The 18,725-nt window shown below is 57.5% G+C and carries 15 protein-coding genes; 4 read left to right on the forward strand and 11 right to left on the reverse strand.

Going from position 1 to position 18,725, the window contains the following annotated elements; genetic code table 11:
• Nucleotides 1–48 precede the first annotated feature (48 nt).
• Complete coding sequence (locus MJ257_RS14650) at nucleotides 49–765, reverse strand: ArsR/SmtB family transcription factor (RefSeq protein WP_240269931.1); 717 nt, start codon at nucleotides 763–765, stop codon at nucleotides 49–51.
• Nucleotides 766–872: 107 nt separating this feature from the next.
• Between MJ257_RS14650 and MJ257_RS14655 the strand changes: the two genes are divergently transcribed.
• Complete coding sequence (locus tag MJ257_RS14655) at nucleotides 873–1,505, forward strand: flavin reductase family protein (RefSeq protein ID WP_240269932.1); 633 nt, start codon at nucleotides 873–875, stop codon at nucleotides 1,503–1,505.
• Nucleotides 1,506–1,680: 175 nt separating this feature from the next.
• On the opposite strand, the gene MJ257_RS14660 is transcribed toward MJ257_RS14655, so the two are convergent.
• From MJ257_RS14660 to MJ257_RS14670, 3 genes are all read right to left on the reverse strand, one after another.
• On the reverse strand, nucleotides 1,681–2,742 hold the full coding sequence (locus MJ257_RS14660) for an LLM class flavin-dependent oxidoreductase (protein ID WP_240269933.1): 1,062 nt from the start codon (nucleotides 2,740–2,742) through the stop codon (nucleotides 1,681–1,683).
• 638 nt (nucleotides 2,743–3,380) lie between these two features.
• On the reverse strand, nucleotides 3,381–4,529 hold the full coding sequence (locus tag MJ257_RS14665) for a glycerate kinase (protein ID WP_240269981.1): 1,149 nt from the start codon (nucleotides 4,527–4,529) through the stop codon (nucleotides 3,381–3,383).
• 13 nt (nucleotides 4,530–4,542) lie between these two features.
• Entirely contained in the window at nucleotides 4,543–5,562 is a 1,020-nt protein-coding gene (locus tag MJ257_RS14670; protein WP_240269934.1) for an SDR family oxidoreductase, read from the reverse strand.
• Nucleotides 5,563–5,889: 327 nt separating this feature from the next.
• Here MJ257_RS14670 and MJ257_RS14675 point away from each other — a divergent pair, with 327 nt between their 5' ends.
• Nucleotides 5,890–7,212, forward strand: a complete 1,323-nt coding sequence (locus MJ257_RS14675; RefSeq protein ID WP_240269982.1) for an MATE family efflux transporter — start codon at nucleotides 5,890–5,892, stop codon at nucleotides 7,210–7,212.
• A gap of 76 nt (nucleotides 7,213–7,288) precedes the next feature.
• Here the strand turns inward: MJ257_RS14675 and treR are convergent, their stop codons facing one another.
• The 6 genes from treR to MJ257_RS14705 all read right to left on the reverse strand — a co-directional run bounded on the left by treR (nucleotide 7,289) and on the right by MJ257_RS14705 (nucleotide 15,072).
• A complete protein-coding gene (gene treR, locus MJ257_RS14680) occupies nucleotides 7,289–8,011 on the reverse strand; it encodes a trehalose operon repressor (protein ID WP_240269935.1) in 723 nt (240 codons plus the stop codon).
• 19 nt (nucleotides 8,012–8,030) lie between these two features.
• Nucleotides 8,031–9,716, reverse strand: coding sequence for an alpha,alpha-phosphotrehalase (treC, locus tag MJ257_RS14685; protein ID WP_240269936.1), 1,686 nt, complete (start codon nucleotides 9,714–9,716; stop codon nucleotides 8,031–8,033).
• 66 nt (nucleotides 9,717–9,782) lie between these two features.
• The gene (treP, locus tag MJ257_RS14690; protein WP_240269937.1) at nucleotides 9,783–11,210 is read right to left on the reverse strand and encodes a PTS system trehalose-specific EIIBC component; all 1,428 of its coding nucleotides are present in this window, start codon (nucleotides 11,208–11,210) and stop codon (nucleotides 9,783–9,785) included.
• A 234-nt stretch (nucleotides 11,211–11,444) separates the two neighbouring features.
• On the reverse strand, nucleotides 11,445–13,589 hold the full coding sequence (locus tag MJ257_RS14695) for a carbohydrate-binding domain-containing protein (RefSeq protein ID WP_240269938.1): 2,145 nt from the start codon (nucleotides 13,587–13,589) through the stop codon (nucleotides 11,445–11,447).
• A 57-nt stretch (nucleotides 13,590–13,646) separates the two neighbouring features.
• Nucleotides 13,647–14,336 (reverse strand): DUF4956 domain-containing protein, encoded by a 690-nt coding sequence (locus MJ257_RS14700; RefSeq protein WP_240269939.1) that lies wholly within the window; start codon nucleotides 14,334–14,336, stop codon nucleotides 13,647–13,649.
• The gene (locus MJ257_RS14705; protein ID WP_240269940.1) at nucleotides 14,329–15,072 is read right to left on the reverse strand and encodes a polyphosphate polymerase domain-containing protein; all 744 of its coding nucleotides are present in this window, start codon (nucleotides 15,070–15,072) and stop codon (nucleotides 14,329–14,331) included. Before MJ257_RS14705 ends, MJ257_RS14700 begins: the two co-directional genes overlap by 8 nt.
• Before the next feature lie 1,458 nt (nucleotides 15,073–16,530).
• Between MJ257_RS14705 and MJ257_RS14710 the strand changes: the two genes are divergently transcribed.
• Together MJ257_RS14710 and MJ257_RS14715 are read left to right on the forward strand one after the other, a co-directional pair.
• The gene (locus tag MJ257_RS14710) at nucleotides 16,531–17,154 is read left to right on the forward strand and encodes a response regulator transcription factor (protein WP_240269983.1); all 624 of its coding nucleotides are present in this window, start codon (nucleotides 16,531–16,533) and stop codon (nucleotides 17,152–17,154) included.
• Entirely contained in the window at nucleotides 17,154–18,479 is a 1,326-nt protein-coding gene (locus tag MJ257_RS14715; RefSeq protein WP_240269941.1) for a sensor histidine kinase, read from the forward strand. The genes MJ257_RS14710 and MJ257_RS14715 overlap by 1 nt, the downstream gene beginning before the upstream one ends.
• Nucleotides 18,480–18,544: 65 nt before the next feature.
• Here MJ257_RS14715 and MJ257_RS14720 read toward each other — a convergent pair whose 3' ends face one another.
• Nucleotides 18,545–18,721 (reverse strand): hypothetical protein, encoded by a 177-nt coding sequence (locus MJ257_RS14720; protein ID WP_178022269.1) that lies wholly within the window; start codon nucleotides 18,719–18,721, stop codon nucleotides 18,545–18,547.
• Between the last annotated feature and the right edge of the window lie 4 nt (nucleotides 18,722–18,725).

Here is an 18,725-nt window from a genome sequence, read left to right on the forward strand (position 1 = left end):
CTTCTAAGGGAGATGGTTTTTCGTATGCACATTATTCAGGTAAGGCAGCTAGCCGGTTCCTTCTTCGGCGTCCATGTCCAAAGCAAAGGTGTCCTTGAACCCCGTCCGCCCCTTCGCCGTCAACTTGACGGCCCGGCTCAGCGGACTTCGCTCTACCCACCCCAGTTCCATCAGCCGCTCTAGCAGCGCGTTGCCAAGCGCCCCGGCCAAATGAGGTTGGCGCTCGCTCCAATCGAGGCATTTATGAGAAAAAGAACGGCGTTTGCCCTTGGCCCGGGCGATGTCGACTCCGAATCGACCCAAAAAAGCTTCGCCCTCCGCGGTCATTTCAAAGGCTCCGTCTCCTTCGACGAGAATGCCTGTGCGCACCAAGCTTTGCGTCAGGCGAACCCCGAGACTCCCCGCTAAGTGGTCATAGCAGGTTCGGGCCTGCCGCAGCGCCCGGTCCTCCGTCGCCTGCCGCAACGACCGGATCGGCGCCGACGGCGCGATCGACAGCAAGGACTCCAGCACCCGGGCGACTTCCGGGCTTGCGATCCCGTAGTAGCGGTGACGGCCTTGTTTTTCGACGGCAACCAAACCGGCCTCCGTCAGCTTGGCCAGGTGAAAGCTGGCGGTTTGTGCCTGAATCCCGGCCATCCGCGCCAGCTCACCGGCGGCATGATATCTCCCGTCCAGCATGGCCGTCAGCATCGCCGACCGGCTGGGATCGCTGACAAGCGAAGCGATGACTGCCGCTTGCGTATGCGTTGGTGCGGCTCTCATGCGAATGGTTCCCCCCTTTTGAGGATGTCATCCATATTTCGATCCCCATGGTATTGTTGCCATTATACAATGAGCGGGAAACACTGAAAACCGGGGAGGTTATTCCTATGCAAACTTCGAAAACGGCAAACCCATCAGCCGACGACACTCTGCTGATTCAGCCAAAAATCTTGTATTACGGTACGCCCGTCGTCCTGCTCACGACTCTTAATGAAGACGGAAGCACCAATATTAGCCCGATCTCGTCTTCTTGGGCGCTCGGTAACCATATTGTTCTTGGCATCGGGCTGGGCGGAAAAGCTGCCGAAAACCTGCAGCGCTGCCCGGAATGCGTCATCAACCTACCCGATCCATCCATGTGGGAACAAGTCGAGCGGTTAGCCTCCGTCACCGGAAAAAGCCCCGTGCCGCATGAAAAAGCAACACAGGGCTTCACCTATCAAAAAGACAAATTCTCGGTCGGCGGCCTTACCCCGCAGCCGTCCCAGCAAGTGCAACCCGCCCGCATCCGCGAATGCCCGCTGCAAATCGAAGCGGTCGTGGAGGACTTCCGAGCGCCAGCCTATGCCCCCTTCTTCGCGATCGTCGAGACCCGGGCCGTGGCTGTCCACGCCCGCCGCGACCTCGTCATTGGCGAACGTCACATCGACCCTCGCCAATGGAGCCCGCTGATATACAACTTCCGCCATTACTTCGGCCTCGGCGAACCGTTAGGGAGGACGTTTCGGGCGGAGGTGTGAGCGTAGGAACGAATCACTCGGCCCTTTCGCTGCAATACTCTAATTATACAGCAAAGAAGGTACTGCTCTCTCAATGATATTGAGGAACGGTACCTTCTTTAGTTAGGAGGCATTTCAGTGGTCTCCCGCGCGTAAGGACTCCTGGCATTCCTACCAAGAATTGATTTCGCAGTGACTATGCCTGCTCCCCGCCTTCGTCTTCCCAGCGGGCAATTTCCTCGCGGACTCGCGGCGCCACCTCGGTGCCCAGCAGCTCAATCGACCGCATGACATCCTCATGCGGCATCGTCCCGAGCGGGCAGTGCAGCATAAAGCGGGTGATGCCGACATTTTTGCGCAGATAGATAATTTTGTTCGCCACCGTCTCCGGATCGCCGACGTACAGCGCGCCTTCCAGGCTGCGGGCGGCATCGTAGCTGGCCCGGCCGTAGTGGCCCCAGCCGCGTTCCCGTCCGATCACGTTCATGGCCGCCTGCGTCGAAGGGAAGAACTTCTCCACCGCCACATCATTGCGGTCGCCAACGAAGCCATGCGAATGAGAAGCGACCGTCAGCTTTGAGACGTCATGCCCTGCCTGGGCAGCAGCCTGCTTGTAGATCTTCACGAGCGGCGCAAATTGAGTCGGCCGGCCGCCAATGATCGCCAGCACCAGCGGCAAACCGAGCACACCGGCACGAATGACGGATTCGGTGTTGCCGCCGCTCCCGATCCAGACCGGCAAAGGGTTCTGCACGGGACGCGGATAGACGCCCAGATTGTTGATGGCTGGACGGTGCTTGCCTTGCCAGGTTACTTTTTCCGATTCGCGCAGCTTCAGCAGCAGATCCAGCTTCTCCTCGAACAGTTCCTCATAATCGTTCAAATCGTATCCGAACAGCGGGAAGGACTCGATAAAAGATCCGCGTCCAGCCATGATCTCCGCGCGCCCGTTCGATAGGCCGTCCAGCGTCGCGAAATCCTGGAACACCCGAACCGGATCATCGGAAGACAACACGGTAACGGCGCTGGTCAGCCGGATCCGCGTCGTCTGCGGGGCTGCTGCCGCCAACACCAATGTCGGCGACGAAGCGGCATAATCCTTGCGGTGATGCTCCCCTACGCCGAACACGTCGAGCCCGACTTTATCGGCTAGGACGATCTCCTCTACCACCTCGCGCAGCCGCTGCGCATGACTGATCAATTCGCCGGTGACGACGTCCGGCGTCGTTTCCACGAACGTGCTGATTCCGATTTCCATGTTGAGTTCCTCCGCTTCATTTATTAACTATATTTTTGTATTTTACTATACTTTTCTCATATGAGCAAAAGAAATACTTGCCCTTCTGCGTGCCCTTTCGTCCATAAGCTGTGCGCATTATCGTTCACCTATACGTGAGGCCTGCGGGGCAGGCGGGTGGGCGCGGCTAGGGTTGTGCGGCCGGGCGCATGGGCAAGGCTAGGGGCGCTATTTGTGCACGCGGCGGCGGTAGGGCGGCGGCCGGGGCACACGCCATTGAGCCCGGCGTGGCACCAAGGACACCCCCAAATGTTGCATTTTGTGCAACATTTCGGGGCGGTATCCGGGCCGGGGGAGCGAAATGTTGCATAAAGTGCAACATTTATCGCCGGGGCGGCCCGCGGCGGGCTTAAATGTTGCAGTTTTTGCAACATTATGCCCCGCAGGGGCAAAAAAAAGGGAGAAATGTTGTAGAAAATACAACATTTCTCCCTTTGGCCGCGCCCGGGCGGGCGCGGGCGGCGCGCAAGCCCGGGCCGGCGGTGACGCCGCGCTAGGGCGCAAGGCGCGGGATGCACCCGCCGGCTCCGCTACGCAACGGCGCCCTCGGCGCTGCCCGGGCCATGCCGCCCGCCGCGCCGCGGCGCACGCCCGCGCGCTCAGCCCAGCCGCAGCAGGCGGCCGATGCTCTCGCAGGCGCGCTCCACGTTGCGCGGCCCGTCGGCGAGCAACTGCGGCAGGGCGGCCGGCCCGGGGGCGATGCCGAAGATCGCGTCAATCCCTTCGGCGTACAACGCGTCCGCGCCGTCGCCAAGGCCGCCGGCGATCGCGATCACGCGCTTGCCGGCGGCCTTGGCGACCTGGGCGACGCCGTGGGGCGTCTTCCCGAACTTCGTCTGGAAGTCGATGCCGCCCTCGCCGGTGAGCACCACGTCCGCCGCCGCCACCTTCTCCCGCAGGCCCGTATAGTCAATCACGATCTCGACGCCCCTGCGCAGTTCGGCCTGCGTGAAGAGCAGCAGCCCGGCGCCTAGCCCGCCGGCCGCCCCCGCGCCCGGGACGTCCCGCACGTCCCGGCCCAACTGACGCCGCGCCGTCTCGGCGTAATGCGCAAGCGCGGCGTCCAGCTGCTCCGCCATCGCGGCGGTGGCCCCCTTCTGCGGCCCGAACACGCGGGACGCGCCACGCTCGCCGCAGAGCGGGTTGTCGACGTCGCAGGCGACGACCAGGCGCGCCTGCTGCAGCCGGGGATCCAGCCCGGACACGTCGATCCGCGCCAGCTCCCCGAGCGAGCCCCCGCCGCGCGGCAACGGCTGGCCTGCCGCGTCCAGGAACCGCGCGCCCAGCGCCTCGGCCATGCCGGCACCGCCGTCGTTCGTCGCGCTGCCGCCAATGCCGACGATGATCCGGCGCACGCCTCGATCCAGGCAGGCGCGGATCAGCTCGCCGGTGCCGTACGTCGTGGCTCGCAGCGGGTTGCGCCGATCCGGCGGCACCTGCTGGAGCCCGCTGGCCGAGGCCATTTCGATCGCCGCCGTCTCCCCGTCGCCCAGCAGCCCGTACTGCGCCGTGACCGGTTCCCCCAGCGGACCCGTTACCTCCAGCGCGCACAGCCTTCCGCCCGTGGCGTCGACCAGGGCTTGAACGGTTCCTTCCCCGCCATCGGCCATCGGAACATGGACATAACGCGCATCGGGAAACGCTTTGCGCAGCCCTTTTTCCATCGCCAGGCACACTTCCTTGGCCGTCATGCTCTCCTTGAACGAATCCGGCGCCAACACGAACGTGGGATGCCGTGCCATGCGCATCAGAGCCACCCGCCTATTCCTTCATCAGCTTCGCGGCCGCTTCCATCGCCCCGACAACCCGATCGCACCAAACGTCGAATTCCGGGTCCGCCACTTGAAGCTCCGGGTGGGCCAGGATATGCTCCACCGTCCGCCGGATGCCTTGATCGACGCGAACCGTGGCCGTAAATCCAGGCACGAGCCGCTTTAGCTTGGCATTGTCGAAAACGACGGTGTTCGCCTTGTCGCCCAGCAATCCGCCGCGGAAGTCATAAGGACCGCACTCCGCCAAGAAATCGGAAGCGACGTGCACCGCACGCAGCTTCACGCCCAGGGCATCCGCGATGATTTCGTAGATTTGGTTCCAGGTTACGCTTTCGTCCGACGTGATATGGACCGACTCGCCGATGGCATGAATGTTGCCCATTAGCCCGATAAAGCCTTTGGCAAAATCGCTGTTATGCGTCAACGTCCAAAGCGACGAACCGTCGCCGTGGATCAGAACCGGCTTGTTCTCCAGCATCCGCTGGGCCACTTGCCAAGACCCGTTGTTGCCATGAACGCCCAGCGGGATCGACCGCTCGTCGTAAGTGTGGCTCGGCCGCACGATCGTGATCGGGAATCCTTGCTCGCGATACTCCTTCATCAAATATTCCTCGCAAGCGATTTTGTTGCGGGAGTAGGCCCAATAAGGGTTGGACAGAGGCGTCCCTTCGGTAATTCGATAATCCGACAAAGGGGTTTGATACGCCGAAGCCGAGCTGATGAACATAAACTGCTTCGTCTTTCCGGCAAACAGCCGAACATCCCGTTCCAACTGCGCCGGCTCAAAAGCGATGAAATCCGCCACCACGTCGAAGGTATGACCTTCAAGCTTCGCGGCCACCTCGGCTTCCTGATGAATATCGGCCTCAATGACCTTTACGCCGGGCGGCAACTCCTTGCTGCGAGTCCCCCGGTTCAGCAGATACAACTCCCAGGAGCTATCCTCCGCCAATTGTCTGGTAATCGCGGAACTGATCGTCCCCGTGCCTCCGATAAATAGCGCTTTCAACAAAATCCCCTCCCAAGTCAAATTCGCCCAATCCCCTCCATGGTAACACCTCCCACCGCATTTTCCAAATGGCCTACCCTGGTGCCGAACTTCGCCAACACGGGATGCGTTAACGCATTGACATCGTTCTTCCGAAAATGGTATCTTCAACCCTACCCGCCCCGATAGCCGGGGTTGCTCGGTTGCTTTAGCCTTGTTACGAAATGTCCGATAATAAGGATAAAGCGTTTTCTCACTATATAGAAAAGAAAGTGATGTCTATTGAAGCCGATTTTCGCGCGTCTGCAAAATAACGCCTTCCTGGAAAAGCATCTGTCCGGCGAGTCCATGGACTACCGGCAGATCTTCGCTTTGTTTCTGCCGATCCTGATCGATCAGGCCTTCATCATCGGCCTTAATCTGGTCAATACCGCCATGATCAGCTCGTCCGGCGTGGCCGCCGTCAGCGCGGTCAACATCGTCGACTCGCTGAACATCTTCCTGGTCAGCGTATTTGTCGCCGTCGCCACCGGGGGTACGGTGGTGGTCGCCCAATATAAAGGCAGCCGCAACGACCGTAACGTCTCCCGCGCTTCTGCGGCGACGGTCACGGCGGTGTCCCTGCTTGCCGTCGGGATTGCGCTGCTTCTGATCGGCTTTCACAATCCGATTCTGAAGCTGCTGTTCGGCGCCGCGTCCGACGATGTACTGGACAACGCCCGCGTCTACCTGATCGGCAGCAGCATCTCCTACACCGGACTGGCCGTGGTCCAAGCGGTTTGCGCCGCGCTGCGAGGCATCGGCAAAACCCGTGCTTCCTTGTTTCTGTCACTCATCCTGAATCTGATGTACGTGCTTCTGAACATCTTGCTGATTACCCTTCTGGATATGGGCGTCCTCGGCATGACGCTGGCGATCAATATCGCCCGGTTCTTGGGAGCCGTCTGCGCGCTCTATTATCTGTTCAAAATGGAAGCGTCCCTGCACCTGCATTTGCGCGACCTGTTCCACTTCCCGCTGGAGATGCTGCGGAAAATCATGTTCATCGGAATTCCGTTTGCGGCCGAGCAGCTGTTCTTTAACGGCGGCAAGCTGCTGACCCAGGTGTTTATCGTCAGCTTGGGCACTTACGCGATCGCCACGAATGCTATCGGCGGCTCGCTGGCCGGGGTGTTCCAAATTCCCGCCAGCGCCTTGTCGTTAACCATTGTCACCGTCGTCGGTCAATGCATCGGCAGCGGCAACGTTGGCGACGCGCGGAAGTTCATCAAGTCCTTCCTCTGGCTCGGCTCGGGCTCGCTGGCCTTGATCAGCCTGATCCTGCTGCCGTTGTTCCGGCCGCTTGTGAGTATTTTCTCGCCGCCGTCCGATATCGTCGGCGATATCTTCCTCGTGCTTCTAGTAAGCTCCATCGCCCAGATCCCGCTTTGGCCGATCAGCTTTATCCTGCCGTCCGCCTTGCGGGCGGCAGGCGACTCGCGCTTCACCTCGATCACCTCGATGCTGACGATGTGGCTCTTCCGGGTCATCCTCGGCTATATTCTCGGCATCGTGTTGGGCCTTGGCATCCTGGGCGTCTGGCTGGCGATGTGCAGCGAATGGGGCGTGCGCGGGGCCATCTTCCTCTGGCGCTTCCGCGGGAAGAAGTGGGTTGCGCATAAGCTGATTTGACGTTCCCGCCAATATGCAAAAGGCCGCCCCATTCAAGGGGCGGCCTTTTGCATGACTCGCTTTCCTACCACTGCGCTCAGCCGTTCGAATGAATCCGCCGCGCAAAGTCCACGAAGCGGAACTTGTCCGGCCGGTGCCGGGATTCCGTATACTGGAACAAGCTGGCGTCCTCCAGATAGACATAGTTGCGGATGACGACCATGTTGTGGAAGCCTTCGAGGTCGAGCAGCTGTTTGTCCTCTTCCGTAGGTTCCTCCACGACGATTTCTTTTTTGGCGAAGCTGATCTTCAGCCCCAGTTCATGCTCCAAATACTCGTAAATCGAGTTCTGGCAAATTTCTCGGGTCAAGGAAGGGACGAACCGTGCGTTCAAATAATCCTTGTCGAGCAGCACCTTTCCCCCGCCAAACTCCCGGATGCGCACGACCTTCCACACCTCATCCTTGCCGGATAGGTTTAACTGCTGCTTTACGTAGGCATCCGGCTTCGCCAGAGATAGCTCATGCACCAAGGTCCGGGGTTTCTCGCCCATCCTGCCGGCCAACTCCTTAAAGCTCACCAGCCCGGACACGGGAAAATCCACCTTGCTGCTGCGGATCACGATCGAGCCCTTCCCCTGCACCTTCTGGATATACCCGTTCTGCGCCAACAGGGTCAAGGCTTTGCGGATCGTCTCCCGCGACGTGTCGTAACGCTCCTTCAGTTCATGCTCGGAAGGCAACAGCGAATGGGGCGTGATGTCCCCCGCTTCGATCTGCCGCACAATGTCATTGTGAATCGCCAAATACTTGTTTGTCATGCTTTTGACCCCAACTTTTTTACGTTCTTTGAAGATAATATACCACAGATTCGTAGGGTCTCAGCCGAATAAGTTGCGGGGCCGCCGGGGAATCCGCATAGTTGGACAGCAATAGCCGGCTTTCGTACACACTCCAACCGTCCCCGTCGGGCAGCCGGAATTCCGCTTCCTCGGCAAAAAAGTTGTTCACGACGAGCAGCTTCTCCGCCCCGCCGTCGCGCACATAAGCAAACACCGCCAGATCGTCTTCGGCCAGCAGCTCGAACCGCCCGGTCGTAATCAGGTCGTATTCCTTCCGTAGCTGGATCAACTTCCGGTAATGGTGAAAAATCGAGTCCGGGTCCGCCGCCGCTTGCTCCGCATTGATCTCCTTGTAGTTGTCCGCCGGGCGAATCCACGGCGTGCCGGTCGTAAACCCTGCGTTCGGCCCGTCATTCCACTGCACCGGGGTTCGCCCGTTGTCGCGCGACTTCTGGGCCAGAATCTTCAGGATTTCCGCCTCGTCCATGCCACGCTCCTTCAGGATGCGGTACATGTTCAGCGATTCCACGTCGCGGTAGTCTTCGATCCGGTCGAAGCCCGGATTCGTCATCCCGAATTCTTCCCCTTGGAAAATGTACGGCGTCCCCTGCAGCATATGCATCGAGGTCGCCAGCATTTTCGCCGATTCGCGGTGATATTCCCCGTCGTCCCCAAACCGCGACACGACGCGGGGCTGATCGTGATTGCACCAGAACAGCGCGTTCCACCCGCCGCCTTCGTACATCCCGGTTTGCCACTCGGCCAAAATCCGTTTCAACCGCAGGAAGTCGAGCTCGCCGATCGCCCATTTTTCCCCGTTCGGATAATCCACCTTCAAATGATGGAAGCTGAAGGTCATGTCCAATTCCTTGCGTTCCGGATGCGTATAGCGTACACAATGCTCCAGCGAAGTCGACGACATCTCCCCGACGGTCATCATCTCGTAGCCGGCAAATACCGCGCGGTTCATCTCCTGAAGATAATCATGGATTTTCGGCCCGTCGGTGTAATATTTCCGGCCGTCCCCGGGAGCCGCCGACCCGTCGTCGTCCAGAAAACGCGGGTCCTTGGAAAGGAGATTGATGACGTCCAGCCGGAAGCCGTCCACGCCTTTATCCAGCCAAAATTTCATCATCCCGTAAATCTCTTCGCGCAGCCGGGCATTCTCCCAGTTCAAGTCGGCTTGGGTCACATCGAAGAGATGAAGGTAATATTGGTCCGTTGCTTCGTCGTACTGCCAAGCGTTCCCGCCGAATTTCGAGACCCAATTGTTCGGAGGGCCGTCTTCCTTGCCGTCCCGCCAAACGTAATAATCCCGGTAAGGGTTGTCCTTGGATGACCTGGCGGCGACGAACCACGGATGCTCGGTCGAGGTATGGTTCACGACAATGTCCATCAGGATCCGGAGTCCGCAGCGGTGGGCTTCCTCCAGCAGCTGGTCGAAGTCCTCCATTGTGCCGTAAGGCTCATAAATCCGGTAATAATCGCGGATATCATACCCGTTATCCCGTTGCGGCGAGTCATACACCGGCGTCAGCCAGATCACGTCCACGCCCAACTCCGCGAGGTAATCCAGCTTGCGGATGATCCCCTGCAGATCGCCGACTCCATTGCCTGTCGTGTCGTTGAAGCTCTTGGGATAGATTTGATAAACGACCGCCTTCTTCCACCAAGGTTCCGTCATGTCCAACACCTGTCCTTTCCTGAAAAAATCGCAAAGGAGGAACAATTCTGTTCCTCCGCGTAAGGTTTAATTTTTCTTGAACGATACTTTGCCGATATTCGCTTTCGCGAAGACCATCGTGAGGAGGAACGGGATGACGATCGCCACGGCCATTGCCAAAGCAAAGGTTACCATGTGCTGCGGCTGGATGGACAAGATGCCCGGCAAACCGCCAACGCCGATGGAATTGGCCATGACGCCCGAACCGACCGAGATGACGGCCGCCACAAGCGATCCGATCATCGCGGCGAGGAACGGGTACCCGTATTTCAGGTTGATCCCGAACATCGCCGGCTCCGTGACGCCCAGGTAACAGGAAATGGTCGCCGGAATGGAGACCTGCTTCTCCTCTTCGTTCTTCCGATTGATAAAGATCATGGCCAATACGGCCGAGCCTTGCGCAATATTCGAGAGCGCGATCATCGGCCACAGGTTCGTCCCGCCGAGCTCGCTCATTAATTGAAGGTCAATGGCATTGGTCATGTGATGCAGTCCGGTGATCACCAACGGCGCATAGGCAAATCCAAAGATCGCGGCGAACAACCAGCCAAACGAAGAGGTTAAGCCGGTATAAACGACGTCAGAGATGACCGACCCGATTTTCCAGCCAACCGGGCCAAGCACGGTGTGCGCCAGCAGGACGGTGGGTACGAGCGCGAAGAACGGGACAACGATCATGGAGATCGATTGCGGCACGATTTTGCGCAGCTTCAGCTCCAGGAAGGACAACACCAGCCCCGCCAGGATCGCCGGAATGACCTGGGCTTGATAACCGATCATTTGTACCTTGGCAAACCCGAAGTCCCAATACGGAATGTCCGTTGCACCGGCAACACCATAAGCATTAAGGAGTTGCGGCGAGACAAGCGTGATCCCCAGCACGATGCCGAGAATCGGCGTGGCGCCCATCTTGCGCGCGACGGCCCAAGTGATGCCGACCGGCAGGAAGTGGAAGATCGCTTCGCCGATCAGCCACAGGAACGCATGGGTTCCGGCCCAGAACTGCGATACCTCCACCAGCGTTTTCGTGCCGCCCTCCAGCATTTTGATGTCCCCGATAATGTTGCGGAAGCCCAGGATCAGACCCCCTACCACGATCGCCGGAATCAGCGGGGTGAAAATATCCGCCAGATGCGCGATCATCCGCTGCAGGAAATTCATGTTTTTCTTGGCCGCTTGCTTGGCTTCTTCTTTCGAGGTGTCGCTGACGCCGGCGATTTTGATGAACTCGTTATAAAATGAGGCCACTTCGTTGCCGATGATGACCTGAAACTGGCCGGCTTGCGTAAACGTGCCTTTGACCAATTTGATAGCCTGGATCTGTTCGACGTCCGCCTTCTGCGGATCGTTTAAGACGAATCTCATGCGGGTCGCGCAGTGAGTCACGACCGAAATATTGTCGCGGCCGCCGACATGCTTCAGCAAATCGTTTGCCGGTTGGGTGTAGTTGCTCATGGATGGTTCCCCCTTCGTGATGTGAGCCGAATGAACAGTTTATTTTGCAGCAAACGCTAGAAAACGATGCCAATCCAGCTTTCGTCTACTTGTATATACATGTGTTGTTTGCGTTTTCATTTTAACTTGTATATACAAATCCGTCAATCCCTATTTTTCGACAACAATAAAAGAGTGCCCCGCAACCTTTGATAAGGTCTGGGACACTCTTGCTAAGGCTTAAGAACTTGAGGTTTACAGCCCGTCTGTCGACGACGGGGCGGTTGGCGCTTGATCCGCAGGTGCTGTCGCTTGGTCCGTCGGGCGTTCGCCTTGCGGTCCCATGCCCCGCCCGCCTCTTCCGCCACCGCCAGGCCCGAATCCGGCATTGCCGGTCGTCACGCCGGATTCGTTCAGCCACGTCGTGATGCTGTCGGTGATTTCAAAACTAACCACCTTCGTGCCGCCCGTGTACTGCCCGTCCGTATACATGCCGTCCGTCGCGCTGCCCGCGGAGGATCCACCGGTGTACAGGACATAGGAGCCTTTCTTCAGGTCCGGGGAGCTGATCACGATCGATTGGTAGTTTTTCGTCGGAGCAAAGGTCAGGATTTCGTTGCCTGCGTTATCCTCTAAATGTACCAACGTGCCTGCTTGCTGCGTCTCCGGGAAGGTCATCGCAACCGAGTATTGGCTGGAGGTATCAGATGGGGCTTGCGCCATCCCCGAGCTTCCCGCCGCGACCAAGATACCGCCGGTCATCTCGTAACTTCCGTTATAATCCAGCGGACCGTTGCCGCTATTTGTCGGCCCGTTCACGAGGGCCGTGCCGCCGGTCATCACGATCGACCCGTTGGAATCCAGTCCGTCGCCGGCCGCATCAACGTAAAGATATCCGCCGCTGATCGTTAAGATGTTGCCGGCTGATGCGGCAAACTCGTCTTGGCTGCCGCTTGCATCATTGCCGCCCGAGACGTTGACGCCGTCGTCCGTTGCGATCAGGCGGGTTTCACCACCCGACACCGTAATGGCTCCGCCTTCGATGCCTTCGTAACTCTTCGTGATGTCGATCGTCCCGCCGGCGATCGCCAGCGTTGCGTCGGCATGGAACCCGTCATCGCCCGATGCGACTTTGAACTTGCCGTCTTTTACGCTGACATTGGTATTGCCGTGAACGGCATCGTCCGCGGAATCGAGCGTGAAGCTGCCGTTATTGAGGACGATCTCGCCGCTTGCTTTAAGCCCTTTTTTGCTATCCGATTCCGTATCCGTAGATTCGGCTTCCGTATTGGCTGACCCATCCGCAGCCACATTCATAGCCGCACTCGTCTGTGCCGGTTCTTCCATCATCCCTGCAACCTCCGATGCTCCGGACGTCGCATCCGCCTCGGACGATGGTTTGGATCCCGCCGGTTGTCCGGCATCCCCGGGGTTCATGCCGCCCGGTTTGCCCCACTGACCGCCGCCCCGGCCGTTATCCTGCACTTTGACTTCGCCATTTGCACTGCCGCCGCCCGTGACGATGCCAAACGTCCCTCCATCAACGACCAGTTGGGTCGCTGCCTGGATGCCATCCGTTCCTGCCGTCACGTTAAACGTGCCGCCGGCGATGGCGACGAACCCTTTGCCGTCGTCGGTGTCGTTGCTCGATTTGATGCCGTCCCCGCCGGCTTTTACGGTGATCTGCCCGTCCTTCACCGCGACCATATCCTTACCGAGAATGCCGTCATCTACGGCCTCGACCTTGATCATGCCGCCGACGATTTTCAGGTCGTCCTTGCTGTTGATGCCGTTGTTAGAATTGCCGGTTACGGTCAGCGAGCCCGCCCCGTTGATCGTCAAATCCGCTTTGCTGAAAATCGCCGCATTCGGGGCATCCGTTTCCGCCTCGGTCACAGCGTAACTTTGACCATCCGACACGGTGTTTTCTGTCCCCTCCTGAAGGGTGAGGATGACATTCCCCGCCGCTTTGACGTAAATCGGGGCGCTGTCGTTATCGTGAATCTCCGCTTCGTTCAGCACCAACTGAACGTCGCTATCCTCCGCCGCGTCCACGATAATTTGGCCGTCGCTCAGCTTGCCGCTCAGGACATAGGTCCCTGCCGCATCGATCGTCACCGTACCGCCCGAGACCTTGGCTCCGGAACCGTTAACGGTGGCTGTATTGCCGTTTAGCATGATCGCAGTCGAAGTGTCGGCGCTCCAATCCGTCTTCGTATCGCGATCCTTGAAGGTGACGAGATCAGCGACGGTGATGTCCACCAGTTCCGTGCCCGACCCGGCAGAGGTCAACTCCGCGGCAGCCCCTGTCTCCTTCGTCTGGTCTTCCGTGGCCGAAGCCGCCCCGCAGGCGGTCATCATCGCCGTGCAGAGCATGATAATCCCTAACTTGCTTCCCATCCCCCAAGTATTCCATGTACTCCATTTATTCATCGTGCTCATTCCTTCCGGTTAAGTTTAATAGCTGTCCGCCGTTGTCGTCGGACTCATCGTCAGCGAAAGATCCAGGTTGCCGTTGCGGCAGCGAATATCGTCCAAAAATTCCTTTTGGTTGATCAGGCGGTCCAGCTTAATGCTGTACACCAGCTCGTACAGGCTGCCCAGTTCGGTGGTCCGGATTTTCCGGAGCTCGTAATCCACGTTGTGTTTCTTAAACACTTCATCGAACGCTTCCTCGTAACCCAAATTTTCCGGGATCGTCACTTTCAGCGTCTTCTGCTGCGTTTGGGGTGCACCGTAACGGAACCGGTTCAGAAGGACCATCAGCACGCAAAGGATGAGGGTGAACAGCACGGCGTAGCCGAAGGAACCCACCCCGCAGGCCAAGCCCGCCGCCATCGTAAACAGGACGTAGGAAATGTCCTTCGGATCGCCCGGCGCGCTGCGAAAACGGATGATCGAGAACGCCCCGGCCAAGCTGAATGCCCGAGCCACGTTGCTGCCGATCAGGAGAATGATGATCGCCACGATGGAGGGCAGCAGGACCATGGTGAGGGTGAAATTTTGCGAATACCCTTGCGGGTTGGTTTTCATATAGGTCAAGCTGATGATGCCGCCAAGAAGAATCGCTATAAGAATGGTGACGATGGCGTTGGTGAAGGTTAATTCGGTCGTCGCCAAACTGACGTTAAAGAGGGAATCAAGCATACCGCATACGCTCCTTTTCGAGATCTCTGGATTTCAGCATTTTCTTGTACTCATTGCCGTATTTGGAGAAACTGGTGCGGAACATTTGGTGCTCCGACAGCATTTTGGCCAACCAGACCGGCACGGTTTTTTCGGCTTTCACTTCCATGAGCCACAGCCCGTTCTCAACCAGCGACTCGCCATGGTCGCCTTGCTCCAGCTTCAGGTCATAACGGCGGCTGCGGATATGCGTATCGAAGGTGATGCGTAAATCCCGGCTTGTCTTGCAAAACAACGCCTTACGCTCATAGGCCAAGTACACCTTCGGTTCCAGCTGGTACCGCTGCAGGAAGTAGGCGATTTCATGCAGGACCTGCCGATTCATGTAGTCCTTGTACTCCGGCTCGATCCCCGTCCGGACGAAATCATAAGCCTCTTGCAGCCCCAGCGACGTCCGGCGTTTGTTCACCAGGCCGAACACTTTCTTTTTGATCTCCAGGTATCCTTTCGCATTCGGGTCCGGGACGCCGTAAGCCCGGAGTCGCAGCTTCTCTTTGTATTTGGGCTTGGCCAAACTGTTCCGGATCAACGCGTCGTCCTTCGTATCAAAATACAGGTTGCTGATGGAGTAGAACTCGTGCTGCTTGTTATATTCGTCCGGTTCCATATATTCGAGCAGCTCGTCGTATAACCGGCGGTAGGCCGCATCGTCCAACAAATATTTGTTTTCGTATCGGTTGAAAACCTCGATCGCCATTCGATTCCTTCCTTTCTTGCGGTTGCTTTATCGCTTCCTGCGGGGTGTCTCCCGCTTGGCATGGTTGTATCATAGTCCCTCAACCTTTAACGAACCTTAAGCAATATGGAAGCGGTCGTTCAAAAAGTCAGCTTCGGATCACGAAGCGTATTCGGGGGCGACTATCCGGCGTCGAATCTTGCATTCAGCCGGGCCCTCCGCTGCTCACGTAGCCTCCAGCTACGCTCCGCTGCTCAGTCCCTAGCTTCATCCAACCTTCTCGGTGCTCCAAACCTGATTTTTGAACCTTTATTGCAGGCGGTCGTTCAAAAAGTCAGCTTCGGATCACGAAGCGTATTCGGGGGCGACTATCCGGCGTCGAATCTTGCATTCAGCCGGGCCTAGGCGGATGCTTCCGAAGCATGTTCCTGCGGAAACATTTCAGCTGCTCACGTAGCCACCAAGTTCAAAGTCACCTTCTCTGCTCCGCCGCTCCCCGCGCTAACGGACCTCAGAGACGCTATTGGATGGTTATGGACACTTGCTCGATTCTAACGGACCCAGGTGACCTTATATAGAGCAAAAGCAGCTGAATCGACGCTGACCGACTAATTAAGGTCTCTGGAGTCCGCTACAGCGGGAAATGATCGGGAAATACGCAAATAAGGTCTTTACGGTCCGTTACGCATCGCTCTCGACTAGGTATTTCTCCGGTACTACACACGCTCTCTCTACCATTTGCCACATCCCATCCATGCTCAGCCCCTATCGACCACAACCCATTTAGTCACTTGCAATACCTGCCACTTCGAGCTCCTTATGACCTGCCTGCTATTTACCAACGATCATTCTCTATGAGGACAACCCGAGGAGCGAGTAACAAATTTGGACTCTAACGCTTGCCACAAGGCTTATATCCGCCAAAAGGGTCGTTTTCCGATTCTAACGCGGATCACAGAGCTTATTGCCCACTTTTGAAGCTGAAATCGGGTATTTTCTGCGAAATAGCTTTGCTCAGAAGCGTTAGAATTTCCACAACGGCAAATTCGCCACAATAGCGTTTCTCACCAGCGTTAGAGAATTTGAGTTCCGGTAGAGCCACATTAGCGTTCCTAATCAGCGTTAGCTCATGGGGGCAGTAGATCAGCACGGAGACGAACTAATGAAATGAATGTTACTCGGCAATACCTGCCGCTACGAGCTCCTTTATGACCTGCCTGCACCAACTCACTTTCTTTCGATCGAGGTACAGTAACTTCCACTTAGCCTCTAACGCTTGTCACACAGCTTAGATCAGCCAAAACCACCGTTTTACGACCGCCGAATCATCCCTCCGGTTAAGGTTGATTAAAGGTAATCCTGATATAATGGCTACATTAGAGAAGCGCGTAACAAGCGAATAACTTGCGGAGGAAGGCACCCAAGATGAGAATATTAATCGCAGAAGACGAGGTTCATTTGGCGGAGGCCCTGTCTTAAATCCTAAAAAAACACCATTATTCCGTGGACGTGGTTCACGACGGCGAGGCGGGTCTGGATAACGCGATGAGCGGCATCTACGATTTGCTGCTGCTGGACGTGATGATGCCGAAGATGGACGGGTTCACCGTGCTGAAAACGCTCCGGGCCGAAGGCATCTCCACACCCGTGATCCTGCTGACCGCCAAAGGAGAAATCGAGGACAAGGTGTCCGGGCTCGATTACGGCGCCGACGATTACATCGCCAAGCCGTTTTCGACGGAGGAGTTGATGGCCCGCATCCGAGCCGCGCTCCGGCGCAAAGGCGAGGTCACTCCGGAGGACGCCCTGAAATTCGGCGACATCGAACTCAATACGACGAACCTGAAGCTCTCCTCCCAAGGGAAGGAAATCAAGCTGAACCTGAAGGAATGCGAGCTGCTGGAGCTGTTGATCACCCGCAAGCAGGCCGTAACCTCCAAGGAGCAGATCATCGAAAAGTTGTGGGGGTTTGATTCCGAGGTGGAGCATAACAACGTGGAAGTGTATATATCCTTTTTGCGCAAAAAACTGACGTTCCTCCATTCTACCGTCCGGATCGGCACGATTCGGGGCGTCGGGTATGTATTAGAGGTGACCCCCTAATGTTCACGAAGCTTAGGAACCGGTTTCTGATCGTCAACCTGCTGACCATCTCCATCATGATGCTGGTGGCGTTCGCCGGCATTTATATCATTACTTACCGAGACGTACAGACCAACATCGAAATGGATTTGCGCAAGGTCATGGAATCCTATGAAAAATCCCCCGGCCACAACGAACCGCGAATGGGCAGCGGCATGGCTGACCGGGGGATGGGGGGCGGCATGAGCGGGGGCATAGGCGACGGCGTGGAAGCGGGTTTGCCACGCGACAGCGGACCACTGGATCGCTCCGGGGAAGCCCCGATGGACCGTTCCGTGTCGTTCATGCTCCTGAGCGATAAGAACTTCGAGCTCGTCTCCTATATGTCGAAGTTCGAGATGGACGAGGGGTTCTACGAACAGGCGCTGGCGGAAGCGGCGGCCGAGCATCGCGAGACCGGACAATTCAGCCTGGACGGCAGCCGCTGGATCTTTAGCGTACGGCCCGTCGGCAACGGGTATATGCTGGTCTTCCTGGACGTGACGGCCCGGAAAGAGATCCTGACCAATCTGATCTATACGTTCTCCGCCGTGGGAGTGGGCATGCTGATCGCCTTGTATTTTGCCAGCCGATTCTTTGCCAATCGGGCCATCGCCCCGGTCAAGGAGGCCTTCGACAAGCAAAAGCAGTTTATCGCCGATGCCTCGCACGAATTGAAGACGCCGCTGGCCATCATCAACACCAACGCGGACGTGCTGCTGGCCAATCCGGAAGAGACGATCTCCCGGCAGGCCAAATGGCTGCACTATATCAAGTCGGAAACCGAGCGGATGTCCAAACTGACCCGCGACTTGCTGTATTTGACCGAAATGGACGACGCCAAAGCGACCGTCCTGTTCTCCCGCTTCGATCTGAGCGAGGCGGTGGAAAGTGTGCTGCTAACGATGGAGGCGGTCATTTTTGAAAAAGAGCTGGTCTTGAACTACGACATCGAACCCGGGCTCACCGCTTATGGCAACCCGGAGCAGATCAAGCAGGTCGTCATGATCCTGCTGGACAACGCAGCGAAATATACCAACCCTCAAGGGGAGATCGCCTTGTCGCTCAAGAAGCAGCATAACGAAGCAGTCCTGGCGCTCACCAACACCGGGGAAGGCATCCCGCCCGAGCATCTGCCGCGAATCTTCGACCGCTTCTACCGGACGGATGCGTCGCGGGCGCGCAAACAAGGCGGTTATGGCCTGGGTCTGGCGATTGCGAAGTCGATCGTCGAGCAGCATAAAGGCCGAATTTATGCCAAAAGCACCTTAGGTCAATCCACCACGTTCTACGTCCATCTCTCCTGAAAAAAAAGAAGGCGTCCCCCGTGCCGAGTTCTTGGCGGGGACGCCTTCTTGTTCCTATCACCGGATTAGCCGATATAACCCTTCTCTTTCATGGCCTCATACGCGGCTTTTTCGTTCTCATCCTTAACCTGGTATTCCAACGTTCCATCTACGATTTTGGCGCAGCGTCCGCCAAACGGTTTGAGGGATTCCTTGATCTCCTTGAGATCCGCGGTCCCCTTCAAGGGATAATTGACCTTCATGCGT

The organism is Paenibacillus timonensis (genome assembly GCF_022427145.1).
Lineage (GTDB): Bacteria > Bacillota > Bacilli > Paenibacillales > Paenibacillaceae > Fontibacillus > Fontibacillus timonensis.

Coding starts and splice junctions, on each gene's coding strand:
- MJ257_RS14650 (WP_240269931.1), bottom strand. CDS start 765: ATGAGAGCCGCACCAACGCATACGCAAGCGGCAGTCATCGCTTCGCTT.
- MJ257_RS14655 (WP_240269932.1), top strand. CDS start 873: ATGCAAACTTCGAAAACGGCAAACCCATCAGCCGACGACACTCTGCTG.
- MJ257_RS14660 (WP_240269933.1), bottom strand. CDS start 2,742: ATGGAAATCGGAATCAGCACGTTCGTGGAAACGACGCCGGACGTCGTC.
- MJ257_RS14665 (WP_240269981.1), bottom strand. CDS start 4,529: ATGCGCATGGCACGGCATCCCACGTTCGTGTTGGCGCCGGATTCGTTC.
- MJ257_RS14675 (WP_240269982.1), top strand. CDS start 5,890: ATGGACTACCGGCAGATCTTCGCTTTGTTTCTGCCGATCCTGATCGAT.
- treR (WP_240269935.1), bottom strand. CDS start 8,011: ATGACAAACAAGTATTTGGCGATTCACAATGACATTGTGCGGCAGATC.
- treC (WP_240269936.1), bottom strand. CDS start 9,716: ATGACGGAACCTTGGTGGAAGAAGGCGGTCGTTTATCAAATCTATCCC.
- treP (WP_240269937.1), bottom strand. CDS start 11,210: ATGAGCAACTACACCCAACCGGCAAACGATTTGCTGAAGCATGTCGGC.
- MJ257_RS14695 (WP_240269938.1), bottom strand. CDS start 13,589: ATGGGAAGCAAGTTAGGGATTATCATGCTCTGCACGGCGATGATGACC.
- MJ257_RS14700 (WP_240269939.1), bottom strand. CDS start 14,336: ATGCTTGATTCCCTCTTTAACGTCAGTTTGGCGACGACCGAATTAACC.
- MJ257_RS14705 (WP_240269940.1), bottom strand. CDS start 15,072: ATGGCGATCGAGGTTTTCAACCGATACGAAAACAAATATTTGTTGGAC.
- MJ257_RS14715 (WP_240269941.1), top strand. CDS start 17,154: ATGTTCACGAAGCTTAGGAACCGGTTTCTGATCGTCAACCTGCTGACC.
- MJ257_RS14720 (WP_178022269.1), bottom strand. CDS start 18,721: ATGAAGGTCAATTATCCCTTGAAGGGGACCGCGGATCTCAAGGAGATC.